11 protein-coding genes are annotated in these 14617 nt (G+C 62.9%); 8 read left to right on the forward strand and 3 right to left on the reverse strand.

Going from position 1 to position 14617, the window contains the following annotated elements; translation table 11 throughout:
* Nucleotides 1-302: 302 nt before the first annotated feature.
* The 6 genes from mdh (at nt 303) to PMI04_RS06810 (ending at nt 9503) form a co-directional block, all read left to right on the forward strand.
* On the forward strand, nt 303-1265 hold the full coding sequence (gene mdh / locus PMI04_RS06785; protein WP_007709882.1) for a malate dehydrogenase: 963 nt from the start codon (nt 303-305) through the stop codon (nt 1263-1265).
* 98 nt (nt 1266-1363) lie between these two features.
* Nucleotides 1364-2248, forward strand: a complete 885-nt coding sequence (gene sucD, locus PMI04_RS06790; protein WP_004211155.1) for a succinate--CoA ligase subunit alpha — start codon at nt 1364-1366, stop codon at nt 2246-2248.
* A 92-nt stretch (nt 2249-2340) separates the two neighbouring features.
* Complete coding sequence (locus PMI04_RS06795; protein ID WP_007709887.1) at nt 2341-5136, forward strand: 2-oxoglutarate dehydrogenase E1 component; 2796 nt, start codon at nt 2341-2343, stop codon at nt 5134-5136.
* 8 nt (nt 5137-5144) lie between these two features.
* A complete protein-coding gene (gene odhB, locus PMI04_RS06800) occupies nt 5145-6392 on the forward strand; it encodes a 2-oxoglutarate dehydrogenase complex dihydrolipoyllysine-residue succinyltransferase (RefSeq protein WP_007709889.1) in 1248 nt (415 codons plus the stop codon).
* A gap of 107 nt (nt 6393-6499) precedes the next feature.
* The gene (lpdA, locus tag PMI04_RS06805; RefSeq protein ID WP_007709891.1) at nt 6500-7900 is read left to right on the forward strand and encodes a dihydrolipoyl dehydrogenase; all 1401 of its coding nucleotides are present in this window, start codon (nt 6500-6502) and stop codon (nt 7898-7900) included.
* A gap of 265 nt (nt 7901-8165) precedes the next feature.
* Complete coding sequence (locus PMI04_RS06810) at nt 8166-9503, forward strand: hypothetical protein (RefSeq protein WP_007709893.1); 1338 nt, start codon at nt 8166-8168, stop codon at nt 9501-9503.
* Here PMI04_RS06810 and PMI04_RS06815 read toward each other — a convergent pair.
* The 3 genes from PMI04_RS06815 to PMI04_RS06825 form a co-directional block, all read right to left on the reverse strand.
* Nucleotides 9456-10691, reverse strand: a complete 1236-nt coding sequence (locus PMI04_RS06815) for a GGDEF domain-containing protein (RefSeq protein ID WP_007709895.1) — start codon at nt 10689-10691, stop codon at nt 9456-9458. The two genes, PMI04_RS06810 and PMI04_RS06815, sit on opposite strands and share 48 nt — an antisense overlap.
* 143 nt (nt 10692-10834) lie before the next feature.
* Entirely contained in the window at nt 10835-11596 is a 762-nt protein-coding gene (locus tag PMI04_RS06820) for an enoyl-CoA hydratase-related protein (protein WP_007709898.1), read from the reverse strand.
* Between the two features lie 7 nt (nt 11597-11603).
* Nucleotides 11604-12272 (reverse strand): HAD family hydrolase, encoded by a 669-nt coding sequence (locus PMI04_RS06825; RefSeq protein WP_007709902.1) that lies wholly within the window; start codon nt 12270-12272, stop codon nt 11604-11606.
* Between the two features lie 166 nt (nt 12273-12438).
* Between PMI04_RS06825 and glmU the strand changes: the two genes are divergently transcribed.
* The gene (glmU, locus tag PMI04_RS06830) at nt 12439-13731 is read left to right on the forward strand and encodes a bifunctional UDP-N-acetylglucosamine diphosphorylase/glucosamine-1-phosphate N-acetyltransferase GlmU (RefSeq protein ID WP_037486439.1); all 1293 of its coding nucleotides are present in this window, start codon (nt 12439-12441) and stop codon (nt 13729-13731) included.
* Nucleotides 13728-14591 (forward strand): metallophosphoesterase, encoded by an 864-nt coding sequence (locus tag PMI04_RS06835; protein WP_007709910.1) that lies wholly within the window; start codon nt 13728-13730, stop codon nt 14589-14591. The genes glmU and PMI04_RS06835 overlap by 4 nt, the downstream gene beginning before the upstream one ends.
* Nucleotides 14592-14617: the final 26 nt, after the last annotated feature.

The raw sequence follows: 14617 nt of genomic DNA on the forward strand, positions 1-14617 counted from the left end.
GTCGCGCGCGCCATTCGCCCCATCGCCGCTTGCGTCGGCGTTCATCAGGGCGCAACTTTCTTTCGGAAAAACAGGCCGGATGCTTCCGCATGGGAAGCATCCGGCAGGATACCGCTGCAGGGAAGGCTCTAGGTCCAGGGTAGGAGACCAGGAGCGACAGGGTGTGAAAAGGCCTCTAATGCAACTGCGAATGAATTGCAAAGATATTTTGCCGCGCGGGTCTTTGTTTGGTTGAAACCCCCACAATATGGGCGTAGGCGCACTGGCAATTCCAGAGTTCACATCTTGGAGGATGATTGCATATGGCCCGTAAGAAGATCGCGCTCATCGGCGCTGGCAATATCGGCGGCACGCTCGCGCATCTCGCGGCCCTGAAGGGTCTTGGTGACATTGTATTGTTCGACGTCGTCGAAGGCGTGCCCCAGGGCAAGGCGCTTGACCTGTCGCAGTGCGCCTCGGTCGAAGGCTTTGACGCCAAGATCACCGGTTCCAACGATTATGCCGACATTGCGGGCGCGGACGTCATCATCGTCACCGCAGGCGTCGCCCGCAAGCCGGGCATGAGCCGCGACGACCTGCTGGGCATCAACCTCAAGGTCATGAAGGCCGTGGGCGAGGGCATCGCCGCCAACGCGCCCGACGCTTTCGTCATCTGCATCACCAACCCGCTCGACGCGATGGTCTGGGCGCTGCGCGAATTTTCGGGCCTGCCCGCGAACAAGGTTGTCGGCATGGCCGGCGTTCTGGACAGCTCGCGCTTCAACCACTTCCTGGCCGAAGAGTTCAACGTCTCGGCCAAGGACGTCACCAGCTTCGTGCTCGGCGGCCATGGCGACACGATGGTTCCGGTGATCGAATATTCGACCGTCGCCGGCATCCCGGTCCCCGACCTGATCAAGCAGGGCCGTTCGACCCAGGAGCGCATCGACGCCATCGTCAAGCGCACCCGTTCGGGCGGCGGCGAGATCGTCGCCCTGCTCAAGACCGGTTCGGCCTTCTATGCGCCCGCCACCAGCGCGATCGCCATGGCTGAAGCCTATCTGGGCGACAAGAAGCGCCTGCTGCCCTGCGCCGCGAACCTGACCGGCCAGTATGGCGTCGACAATCTCTATGTCGGCGTGCCGGTCATCATCGGCAAGGACGGCGTCGAGCAGGTCATCGAGATCGCGCTGGACGACGAAGCCAAGGCCAATCTCCAGGTGTCGGTCGACGCCGTCAAGGAACTGCTGGAAGCCTGCAAGGGTATCGATCCCTCGCTCGCCTGAGCTTTCAAGCTGCACCGTCCCGTTCCAGGTAAGTGCGCAGCCTGGAACGGGGCGCTTTAGACCCAAGTGCCACGTCCACAGAGAATAAAGGGACACATATGTCCATTCTGGTGAACAAGAACACCAAGGTCATCACCCAGGGTATGACCGGTGCCACCGGCACCTTCCACACCGAAACCGCGCTGGCCTATGGCACGCAGATGGTCGGTGGCGTGACCCCCGGCAAGGGCGGCACCACCCACATCGGCCTGCCGATGTTCGACACCGTCGCGGAAGCCAAGTCGAAGACCGGCGCCGACGCCTCGGTCATCTATGTTCCGCCGCCGTTCGCAGCCGACTCGATCCTGGAAGCGATCGATGCCGAAATCCCGCTGATCGTCGCGATCACCGAAGGCATCCCGGTTCTGGACATGGTCAAGGTGAAGCGCGCCCTGTCGGGTAGCAAGTCGCGCCTGATCGGCCCGAACTGCCCCGGCCTGCTGACGCCCGGCGAATGCAAGATCGGCATCATGCCCGGCAACATCTTCTCGAAGGGCAGCGTCGGCGTCGTGTCGCGTTCGGGCACGCTGACCTATGAAGCGGTGTTCCAGACCACCAATGCCGGCCTGGGCCAGACCACGGCCGTCGGCATCGGCGGTGACCCGGTCAACGGCACCAACTTCATCGACGTGCTGGAACTGTTCCTCGCCGACGACGCGACCGAATCGATCATCATGATCGGTGAAATCGGCGGCGACGCGGAAGAACAGGCTGCCCAGTTCCTGATCGACGAAGCCAAGAAGGGCCGCAAGAAGCCGATGGCCGGCTTCATTGCCGGTCGTACGGCGCCTCCGGGCCGTCGCATGGGCCATGCCGGTGCGATCGTGTCGGGCGGCAAGGGTGACGCGGAAAGCAAGATCGCGGCGATGGAAGCGGCCGGCATCAAGGTCGCCGCCAGCCCGAGCCTGCTGGGCGAGACCCTGCTGGAAGTGCTCAAGGGCTAAAAGCCACTATATATAGGAAACGCGGCCGGGCTGCACCCCGGCCGCACTTTCCCGCTCCGCGACTGCACGCGGCTGTGATGGGACGGAAGACGATGGGTTACGAGAACCAGGATTTCGAAATCGAACAGGGGCCGAGCTGGGCGCGCCCCAACTGGCCGTTGGCGGACACCGACGACCTGACCGGGGCTATGGACCCCACGCAGATGCAGGTGGCCGTGAAGGCCGCTGCCAAGGCGCAGGGTGCCGCTGTTTCCGAGGCCGATATCGCATCGGCTGCCGAGGATGCAATCCGCGCGCAGATGCTGATCCGCACATATCGCGTGCGCGGTCATCTGGCCGCCAATCTCGATCCGCTGGGCCTGGCCAAGCGTGACCTGCCGGCGGACCTGACCCCCGAATATCATGGCCTGACCGATCCGTCGAAGAAGGTCTTCCTGGGCGGTACGCTGGGCCTGCAATATGCGACCGTCGCAGAGATCGTCGCGATCCTGCGCCGCAATTATTGCGGCAATGTCGGCCTTGAGTACATGCACATCGCCGATGTCGAGGAACGCCGCTTCCTGCAGGAGCGCCTGGAAGGCAAGGACAAGGAAATCCAGTTCACGCCCGAGGGCAAGAAGGCGATCCTGGCCAAGGTTATCCAGGGCGAGCAGTATGAGAAGTTCCTGGGCCGCAAATATGTCGGCACCAAGCGCTTCGGTCTCGACGGTGGCGAATCCATGATCCCCGCGCTCGAAGCGGTCATCAAATATGGTGGCCAGTCGGGCGTGCGCGAGATCGTGTTCGGCATGGCCCATCGCGGCCGCCTGAACGTCCTCGCCAATGTCATGGCCAAGGGCTTCCGCGTCATTTTCCACGAATTTTCGGGTGGCACCGCCAACCCCGAAGATGTGGGCGGCTCGGGTGACGTCAAATATCACCTCGGCACCTCGACCGATCGCGAGTTCGACGGCATCAAGGTCCATATGTCGCTGGTGCCCAACCCGTCGCACCTGGAAACGGTCGATCCGGTGGTGCTGGGTAAGGTCCGCGCGCAGCAGACCTTCCGCGACGATCTGGGCAAGCATGACCAGGTTCTGCCGGTGCTGATCCACGGCGACGCCGCTTTCGCGGGTCAGGGCATCGTGTGGGAATGCCTCGGCTTCTCGGGTGTGCCCGGGTACAATACCGGCGGCTGCGTCCACTTCATCATCAACAACCAGATCGGCTTCACCACCAGCCCGCAATTTTCGCGTGGCTCGCCCTATCCGTCGGACGTGGCGAAGGGTGTTCAGGCGCCGATCCTGCACGTCAATGGCGACGATCCCGAAGCCGTGACCTTCGCGACGAAGCTCGCCATGGAATATCGCCAGAAGTTCCATCGCGATGTCGTCGTCGACATGTGGTGCTATCGTCGCTTCGGTCATAACGAGGGCGACGAGCCGGGCTTCACCCAGCCGCTGATGTACAAGGAAATCCGTCAGCATCCGCCGGTCAGCGACATTTATGCCGCGCGCCTGAAGGCGGAAGGCGTGGTGGACGACGCGTTCGTCTCCGGTTCGACCGACGAGTTCGTCGCCCATCTGGAAGACGAGTTCGAAGCCGCCAAGAGCTACAAGGCCAACAAGGCCGACTGGTTCGCCGGTCGCTGGTCGGGCCTGCACAAGCCGGCCGATGCCGAAACGTCGCGCCAGAGCGTGGAATCGGCGATCAACCAGAAGCTGTTCGACAGCCTGGGCCGCACGCTGACAACGGTTCCCGAAGGTCAGAACGTCCACAAGACGCTGAAGCGCGTGCTGGATGCCAAGGCCGAGATGTTCAAGTCGGGCGCCAATTTCGACTGGGCGACCGGTGAGGCGCTGGCCTTCGGTTCGCTGCTGTCGGAAGGTTATGGCGTGCGTCTGTCCGGTCAGGACTCGGGGCGCGGCACCTTCAGCCAGCGTCATGCGGTCTGGACCGATCAGGACACCGAAGCGAAATATATCCCGCTCTCGACCGTGCCGCATGGCCGCTTCGAGGTACTGGATTCGCCGCTGTCCGAATATGGCGTGCTGGGCTTTGAATATGGTTTCGCCCTGGCGGACCCGAAGAGCCTGGTGATCTGGGAAGCGCAGTTCGGCGACTTTGCCAATGGCGCGCAGATCATCTTCGACCAGTATATCGCGTCGTCGGAAACCAAGTGGCTGCGGTCCAACGGCCTCGTCTGCCTGCTGCCGCACGGCTATGAAGGCCAGGGGCCAGAGCATAGCTCGGCGCGTCTGGAGCGCTATCTGCAGCTGTGCGCCGAAGGCAATATCCAGGTCGCGAACATCACGACTCCGGCCAACTACTTCCACGCGCTGCGTCGCCAGATGCTGCGGCCCTTCCGCAAGCCGCTCATCATCATGGCGCCCAAGTCGCTGCTGCGTCACAAGGCCGCCGTCAGCAAGGCCGAGGACTTCCTGGGTGAAACGCACTTCAAGCGCATCTTGTCGGACCCCAATGGGTCGGCCGACAAGGATACCAAGCGCCTGGTGCTCTGCTCGGGCAAGGTCTTCTACGACCTGATGGAAGCCCGCGACGCCGCCGGCGACGCCAACACCCAGATCGTCCGTATCGAACAGATTTATCCGTTCGCGACTGACGCCCTGGCCACGCGCATCGAGCGCATGACCAATCTGGAAGATGTCGTTTGGTGTCAGGAAGAACCGCGTAACAATGGCGCCTGGTCCTTCGTAGAGCCCTATATCGAGGAAGCGCTGGCCAAGGCCGGCAAGGCGCCCAAGCGCGCCCGCTATGCCGGCCGCAAGGCTTCGGCATCGCCTGCCACGGGCCTGGCCTCGCGCCATGTGTCCGAACAGGGCGCCCTCGTCGCCGATGCGCTGGGTCACAGCGTTCGTGAAGAAATCCGTCGCCAGAAGAAAGGCTGAGAAAGCACATGGCAACCGAAGTCAAAGTCCCCACGCTGGGCGAATCCGTTACCGAAGCAACCGTCGGTCAGTGGCTCAAGAAGCCGGGTGAAGCGGTCAAGGCCGACGAGCCGATCGTCAGCCTGGAAACCGACAAGGTCGCGGTCGACGTGCCCTCGCCGGTCGCCGGTGTCATGGGTGATCTGGTCGCCAAGGAAGGCGACACGGTCGAGGTCGGCGCGCTGCTGGCCTATGTGAACGAAGGTGCGGCCGCTGCTTCCGCGCCGGCCGCTGCCGCTGCCCCCGCTGCCAAGGCGGAAGCCGCCGCGCCGGCCCCGGCCGCTTCGGCTCCGGCTGCATCGGACGACGAAGAGGGTGGCAGCCTGACCCTGTCGCCGGCGGTCCGCCGCCTGGTGCTGGAGCATGGTCTGGACCCGAGCAAGATCAAGGGCACCGGCAAGGACGGCCGTCTGACCAAGGACGACGTCACCGCTGCCGTCGCCGCCGGCACTGCCAAGGCCGCTGCTGCGACCCCGGCTTCGGCGCCTGCCGCCGATGCCCCGGCCGCTGGCCCCAGCCGCAAGCAGGAACGCGTCAAGATGACCCGCCTGCGCCAGACCGTCGCCAAGCGTCTGAAGGAAGCGCAGAACAATGCTGCCCTCCTGACCACCTACAATGACGTCGACATGACCAACGTCATCGAGGCGCGCGCCAAGTACAAGGATCTGTTCGAGAAGAAGCATGGCGTCCGTCTGGGCTTCATGGGCTTCTTCACCAAGGCCGTCTGCATGGCGCTGAAGGACATTCCGGGCGTCAATGCGCAGATCGAAGGCGACGAGATCGTCTATAACGACTTCGCCGACATCTCGGTTGCCGTCTCGGCCCCGACCGGTCTTGTCGTTCCGGTCATCCGCAATGCGGAAAGCCTGAGCGTCGCTGCCATTGAAAAGACCATCGGCGGCTTCGGCAAGAAGGCCAAGGAAGGCAAGCTGACGATGGAAGATATGAAGGGCGGCACCTTCACCATCTCCAACGGCGGCGTGTTTGGTTCGCTGCTGTCCAGCCCGATCATCAACCCGCCCCAGTCGGCGGTTTTGGGCCTGCACCGTATTGAGGACCGTCCGGTCGTCCGCAACGGTCAGATCGTGATCCGCCCGATGATGTATCTGGCGCTCAGCTATGACCATCGTCTGATCGACGGTCGCGAAGCGGTGACCTTCCTTGTCGCGGTCAAGAATGCGATCGAGGATCCGACCCGTCTGCTGATCGACCTGTAATAATCACCGCTTATTGTTGCCCCGGCTTCGGCCGGGGCGCCTCTTGCCCTTGATTTGGGGCGGAGCGATGCCAGTTTGGCTGGCATGACTGGAGAAGGGAAAACCCCATGTCCGATTTCGATTATGACGTCCTGGTTATCGGTGCTGGCCCGGGTGGCTATGTCGCCGCGATCCGCGCGGCGCAACTGGGCCTGAAGACCGCCTGCGCCGAAAGCCGCGAGACGCTGGGTGGTACCTGCCTCAATGTCGGCTGCATCCCGTCCAAGGCGCTGCTGCACGCCTCGGAACTCTATGACGAGGCCGCCAATGGCGCGCTAGCCAAGCTGGGCGTCAAGATCGACAAGATGAGCCTGGACCTGCCTACCCTGCAGGGCCAGCGCGTCGACGCCGTCAAGGGCCTGACCGGCGGTGTCGAATTCCTGTTCAAGAAGAACAAGGTGACCTGGCTCAAGGGCCTGGCCAGCTTCACCGGTGCCAACACCGTCGAGGTGAATGGCGAGAAGGTGACGGCGAAGAACATCGTCATCGCCACCGGTTCGTCGGTCGCCCCGCTGCCGGGCGTGGCCGTGGACAATGCGGGCGGCAAGATCGTCGATTCGACCGGCGCGCTGGAACTGGACAAGGTTCCGGGGCATCTGGTCGTTGTCGGTGGCGGCGTCATCGGTCTGGAACTGGGTTCGGTGTGGAAGCGCCTGGGCGCCAAGGTGACCGTGGTCGAATATCTCGACCAGATCCTGCCCGGCATGGACGGCGAAGTCCGCAAGGAAGCCAACAAGATCTTCAAGAAGCAGGGCTTCGAATATAAGCTCGGCACCAAGGTGACGGGTGCGGAAGTCGGCAAGTCCGGCGTGACCCTGACGGTCGAGCCGGCCGCCGGTGGCGAAGCCGAGAAGATCGAGGCGGATGTCGTCCTGGTGTCGATCGGCCGTCGTCCCAACACCGAAGGTCTGGGCCTCGACAAGATCGGCCTGGAACTGAACGCGCGCGGCCAGATCGAGACCGATCATGAGTTCGGCACCAAGGTTCCCGGCGTCTGGGCGATCGGCGACGTCATCCCCGGTCCGATGCTGGCGCACAAGGCCGAGGACGAAGGCATCGCCGTGGCCGAGAATATCGCGGGCCTGACCGGCATCGTGAACCATGACGTGATCCCCTCGGTGGTCTACACCAAGCCGGAAATCGCCGGCGTGGGCCTGACCGAGGAAGCCGCCAAGGAAAAGGGCGCGATCAAGGTCGGCAAGTTCCCGATGCTGGCGAACAGCCGCGCCAAGACCAATCACGAGCCTGACGGCTTCGTGAAGATCATCGCCGACGCCGAAACCGACAAGGTCTTGGGCGTGTGGATCATCGCCACCGTTGCCGGCACGATGATCGCGCAGGCGGCACAGGCCATGGAATTTGGCGCGTCGAGCGAAGACATCGCTTACACCTGCCATGCGCATCCGACGCACAGCGAAGCGATCAAGGAAGCGGCGATGGCCGTACGGGGCAAGCCGATCCATATGTGATCGACTGCCTGATCTTTGGATAAGGGAAGGGCCTCCGCCAAGCGGGGGCCTTTTTCTTTGGCAGCAGCGGTTTGGGAGCGACTTCGGCTACCAACAACGACCGGCCATTATTCTTGAAATATACTCGGAAAAATTGGAACGATATCGAAACAAAGTGAAATATTCTGCATGGGGGGATAAAATGCTGGTGTAGTCATTGTCGTCGTGACGAATTTGTGACAATGTTCCATTCAATCCGAGACATTGAGGGAATGGACATGACCGCATGGGGCGTGGAGTCGTGACGTGGCCTGATACTGGTAATTCTGGTCCGCAACGCCTGTTGGCTTTGGGCGGTTGCACGGTTTCAACGATTTCCACCTATCTGCAGCGCTATGTATTCGCTCGTCATTATTGGCGTCAGAACATTGTCTGCGATATGAGCGCTCCACTCGACGTCCGAGATATTGCGCTGGACGATGCCCATGCTGTTCGGGTCATCGACAAATATGCCGGAAAATTTCATCGAAAATTGATCGAGCAGGGCGATTTCGATTGGCTATTGCTTGAATGTGCTGCCGATCATGTGTTCCAATATTTGCGGATCGGGGACGCGGTCGTTCCGGATTTGCGGAACGACTTGTTTAAACCTGAATGGGTTAGTCTATCGTTTGATGATGACCCTCTGCTAGGAAAGTCAGAGCAGCTTCTGGCTAGCGATCCCGTATATTGGGTTCTTTGGAAGAAGTCCTTCTCTACACTTTACGATGATGTATTGCTCCCTCATATCCGGGATGGAAAGAAGGTTATTTTTGTACGGCGTTACATGTGCCTTCAATTTGTAGACGAATTCGGCAGGCATTATTTTGAAGATATGGACATCCCAAAGCAAAATGATGCCTTGCGAGATGTATATTCCTTTCTGGATTCATTTGAAGGCCTGACTTTTATAGATCCACCTGAAGACCTGCTCAGCGCTTCGCAATATGCTCCCTGGGGTGGTCCCTCGGTTTTGCATCCCGAGCAGGAATTTTATCATTTCGTTGTTGAGGATATTTTGCGCAAGTGCGCATCTGCCGAACTGGCCGATGCTTTTCGGCGCGAGGTGATGGCGGCCAGCATGGAGGAGCGCATCCGTTACGCTTTCCAGGCCAGCTATGCCCGTTCATTGAGCGAGCAACAGCGCGAACAGCTAATGCAAATTCGGGAGCACCTGCCGAATGGAGCGCTCGGCTGTACCAATGCCCCCCTCGTCGATGGTGAGGGGTTGGTGGCACAGATAAACGAACTACAAAGCGAGCGGGATATATCGGCACGGCAAGTTATGATGATGACGGCCGAGCGTGATCATTTGGTGACGGCGCTTCAATCGATAGAGGCCGCACATGCGGCCGCCGCGGCTCAACTTGCAGAGTTGGAGCGGCGTTACGCGCCGTTGCAGAAGCTATATGATCGCTTGTGGATGAGGCGACGCCATGGAGTCGCTGGAACAGGCAGGGTAGGTCGTCCTCCGCATTGGAGCAATCTGCCCGGCCGCCAGATTGTTTTTGCCATAGCCTTTACCCAATTGGATGAGTTATTTCAGCTCATGACAAGCATGTTTCCCGGGCTGTCGATCGCCTGACATAGGTGCGCATGCCCTTGATCTCATCAAATTTGGCTGTGGGATATTCTCGCCCGTAGGGACTGTATCGGACGGGGCGGGACCGCGCCGAAGGATGACGCGGTTGCGGCCCTTTTCCTTCGCCTCATAAAGCGCGCTGTCAGCCCGCGCGATCGCGTCATGGATAGACCGGTCGGCACGGTGCAGGCTGGTGAGACCGAAGCTGGCGGTAAGCGGGCCGGGAATCCCCAGGCGTGATGCTGCCTGTTCGGCAAAGCGCAGCCGGATCGCTTCGGCAATACCGGTCGCCATGGCGGGGTCTGCGCCGGGCAGGAAGAGAATGAACTCCTCGCCGCCGAAGCGTGCAACGACCGCATCGGCCGGAGCCAGCGCCCGCAGCGCATCGGCCAGCGCGACGATCACCCGATCGCCCAGTGCATGGCCATGGGCATCGTTGACCCGCTTGAAATGGTCGATGTCGCAGGCGATCAGGCTGCCGCTGGCATCATGGCGCGCAACCGCGTCCTCGAACCCGCGTCGGTTGAGCAGGCCCGACAGCGGATCGACATGGGCATCGTGGCGATATCGGGTGAGCACGTCCTGCATCGCCGCCGCCAGCGCGGAGAGGGCCAGGAACAGCCCGAACATGCAGGCCAGCGCCTGCATCAGGAAGGCATATTGGCTGTCGCGGAAGGGCACGCCGCTCGGCAGGGTGAAGGACACGCTGCTGCCGCGCAGCAGATTGTCGAGCGCCACCAGGGTGACGGCGGCATAGAGCGCACGGTCGGCCCAGCCGCGCAACTGGCCGCGTCCGGCGATCAGCGGGATGGAGATCAGCAGGAAGCAGCCAAAATCGGACGACACCAGTTCCAGCGATACGGTGTCCAGGGCAATGGCCATGCTGCAGATCAGGATCGAGCTGGCCCAGATGCTCGCGCGCAGTCCCAGCACCCAGTTGGGGCGCCAGCGCAGCAGCAGCGCCTGGCTGAACAGCAGGAAGCCGGTGGCAAAGGCAGTGTCGGCGACGACGCCCCAGATATCCGTCGGCAGGAAGTCGAAGGCGACCGGCACGGCAAAGCCCGCGGCAACGCTGAAGAAGGCGCCACTCCACCAGCCCGCTTCCCGCGCGCCCCAGCCCCATACGATGAGGAAGGCGACGCCGAAGCTGGCCATCATGATGGGCAGGAAGAAGGCGAAATTCTCACCCACGAAGCGCGACCGATCCTTTGCAGCATGACGGCATGACGTCGCATCATGCGGACGGCGCCATCCTGCATTTGCAGCTAAATGTCGATGGTTAACAAAGTCTTCCGCTTGCGACCGGCCGAGTGGTGGAAAGGGGCTGATCTGGATTAGAAGCGCGGCTTGCGCTTTTCGCGGAACGCCGCGACCCCTTTGGCGAAGTCGGGATAGGTAAAGGCGTCGCGGAACATCTCCAGCGTCACCATGTCGTCGTCCGTCTGTCCGTCGAGGATGCGGCGGACCATCGCCTTGGACGCGCGCACGCTATGCTGGGCATTGGCGGCGATCTCGCGGGCCAGGGTTTCGGCAACGGCCAGCGGATCGGGCGCGATCTCGTCGATCAGGCCGATGGCTAGTGCCGCCTCCGCATCGTGCAGCGCGCCGGTGAACAGGATGCGCTTGGCCCGGGCCGGCCCGACCAGATCGACCAGCAATTTGGTGTCGAACAGCGAATAGACGATGCCAAGCTTGGCGGGCGTGATGCCCAGCCGGGCTGTGGGGGCGGCGATGCGCAGGTCGCAGGCGATCGCCAGACCGCATCCGCCGCCTACGCAATCGCCGTCGATCGCTGCGATCACCGGCTTTTCGGCATGGGCGAGCGCATATTGGGTCGATCGGATCGCCGCCTGATTGGCGATGCGCCAGCTTTCGCTGCCGCTCTGTTCGGCAAATTCGTTGATGTCGGCGCCCGCGCAGAACAGGCCGGGCGTGGCCGAAGCCAGGATCAGCACGCGCACATCGGCATCGGCCATGGCGTCGGCGACCAGATGGGGCAGCGCCTCCCACATCGCCTGGGTCATGGCGTTGCGGCGATCGGCCCGGTCGATCAGCAGCCGGGCGATCGTGCCGTCCCGTTCCAGCCTTAGGGTCATGACTGCGTCATGCCGGCCAGGTTTCCAGCATCGGCACCAGTTCGTCGAAATGATGGATCACAGCATTGGCCTCCAGATTTTCGACCGGGCCTTCAAGGAAGCCGAAGCTGACGGCGATGCTGGGGATGCCGGCATTGCGCGCGCCGGCAATGTCGTTGATCGTGTCGCCCAGGAAGATGGTGCGGCCGCCGCCCGCCCGCTCTATCATCGCATGGATCGGCGCAGGATCGGGCTTGGCGATGCCGACCGTGTCGCCCGCCACGACCGAGGCGAAGCGGTCCGACAGGCCCAGTTGGTGCAGCAAGGGAATCGTGAAGCGCTCCGCCTTGTTGGTGCAGATGGCGAGCTTCACGCCGCGCGCCGCCAGCGCATCCAGCATCGCGATCATGCCGGGATAAGGCAGGGAGTGGAGCGCCAGATTCTGTTCATAATAATCGAGCAGGATCGGCAGCGTCTGGTCGAGGATTGCCGCGTCATAGCCGCCCGATGCGTCGAGCGCGCGTTGCAGCATCACCTTGGCGCCCTTGCCCACGAAAGGGCGGATGGAATCGACCGGGAAGGGCGGGCGGCCAATCGTCCCGATCGCATAATTGACCGCTGCTGCCAGGTCGCCGCTGGTATCGAGCAGGGTGCCGTCGAGGTCGAAGCCGACAATGTCGAAGGTTATGGATGCCATGGCATCGCCATGCCGCGTCGGCGGTGGCAATGGCAAGGCAAACATGGCAGAGAGCCGTGATATTCCAGACCCCTTGACCAAGAAGGACGCGCTCGCCGTGACCGCACCCAGCCCCAATGCTCGGCCCTTAGCAGTCATCATCCTTGCCGCCGGGCAGGGCACCCGGATGAAGTCCGGCACGCACAAGGTGCTGCACCCGATCGCTGGCCGACCGATGCTGCTGCACTTGCTCGCTGGCGTTGCGGAACTGGCGCCCGAGCGGCAGGTGGTGGTGGTCGGCGCCGGCCGCGAGCAGGTGGAAAAGGCGGTCGAGGGTAGCGGCGTCGCCATCGCCGTGCAGGAACAGCAGCTTGGCACAGGTCATGCGGTCGCCCAGGCGCATGATGCGCTGGCCGGGTTCGCGGGCGATGTGCTGATCCTCTATGGCGACGTGCCGCTGGTCAGCAGTGAGACGATGAAGGCGATGCTCGATCGCCTCAGCCGGGGCGACGAGCCGCGCGCGGTGGTCCTGGGCTTCCGCCCGGATGATGCCGCCGCCTATGGCCGGATCATCGCCGATGGCCAGGGCATCATCGAGAAGATGGTCGAATATAAGGATGCGAGCGAGGCTGAACGCGCCGTCACCCTGTGCAACAGCGGCCTGATGGCGGTGCGGGCGAGCGACCTGTTCGTGCTGCTCGACCAGATCGGCAACAACAATGTGGCCGGCGAATATTATCTGCCCGACATCATCATGCTGCCCGGCGCGAACAGCGCCGTGATCGAGACGGAAGCCTGGGAAGTGGCCGGCGTCAACAGCCGCGCCGAACTGGCCGGCGTGGAAGCCATGTGGCAGGACCGCCGCCGCGCCGAGGCGATGCGTGAGGGCGTGACCCTGGTCGCGCCGCAGACCGTCTTCTTCGCGCACGACACGGTGCTGGGCCGCGATGTGACGATCGAACCCCATGTCGTCTTCGGTCCGGGTGTCACCATCGCCGACAATGTCGTCATCCACGCCTTCTCCCATCTGGAGGGGGCGACCATCGCCAGCGGCGCCGACATCGGCCCCTATGCCCGACTGCGTCCGGGCGCCGATATCGGCCCGAAGGCCAAGGTCGGCAATTTCGTCGAGATCAAGAAGGCCCGGCTCGACGAAGGGGCGAAGGTCAATCACCTCTCCTATATCGGCGACGCCAGCGTGGGCGCGGCCGCCAATATCGGCGCGGGCACCATCACCTGCAATTATGACGGCTTCTTCAAATATAAGACGCAGATCGGCGCGGGCGCCTTCATCGGCTCCAACAGCGCGTTGGTCGCGCCGGTGACGGTTGGCGACGGCGCGATCGTCGCGGCGGGCAGCGTCGTGACCAAGCCGGTTCCGGCCGACGCGCTGTGCCTCGTCCGCCCGCCACAGGAAAGCAAGCCGGGCTGGGCGGCGGCGTTCCGCACCCGCATGCGCGAGCGGAAGACCAAGGCTTGAGCCTTATCCGGCGTCGACCATTTCTGTCCGCTTTGCTGTTCCTGCTGCTGATCGCGGTGGCAGGGCCGCTCTGGTTGTTGATGAATGCGCGCGCCATGCCGGTCGTGCGGCGCGCCGATGTTGTGCTGCCCTTCCCGGCGGGCGCGCCGCAGCAGCCGATCAAGGTCGCGCTGCTGACCGACACGCATCTGTCGGGACCGGACAACAGCCCGGCGCGGATGGCGCGGATCGTGGCCCAAATCAACGGCCTCAAGCCCGACCTGATCCTGCTGGGCGGCGACTATATCGGCGACAATAAATGGGGCGCGACCTATGATGCGCGCGCCGCCATTGCGCCCTTCGCCGGGCTGCGCGCGCCGATGGGCGTGGTCGCGGTGCTGGGCAATCATGACAGCCGCAGCAGGAAGAACCGGGTGGCGCTGAGCGCCGCCGACTGGCAGCGCGTCTTTGCCGATCTGGGCATCACCCTGGTCCAGGATAGCGCGGTTCGGCGCGGACCGCTGGCGATCGGCGGGTTAAAGGACATCTACACCCGCAAGATCGACATGCCCGACACGCTGAAGGCAATGCAGGCTGTCGGTGGCGCGCCGGTGATCCTGTCGCACGGACCGGATGTCTTTCCGCTGCTGCCCGATGCGCCGTCGCTGACCTTGGTGGGGCATACCCATTGCGGACAGGTGGCACTGCCCTTTGCCGGGATCGTCTATGTCCCCTCCAAATATGGCACCCGCTATGCCTGCGGTCGCTATCAGGATGGCAAGAAGGCGATGATCGTGTCCGGCGGCGTCGGCACCAGCGGCCTGCCTTTCCGCATGCTGGCGCCGCCCGATATCTGGCTGATCACCATCCGTCCTCGATGACATTCTTTTCATGCCTCAGCCATGGC

Origin of the sequence: Sphingobium sp. AP49, assembly GCF_000281715.2 — a bacterium.
In the GTDB taxonomy this organism is placed as follows: domain Bacteria; phylum Pseudomonadota; class Alphaproteobacteria; order Sphingomonadales; family Sphingomonadaceae; genus Sphingobium.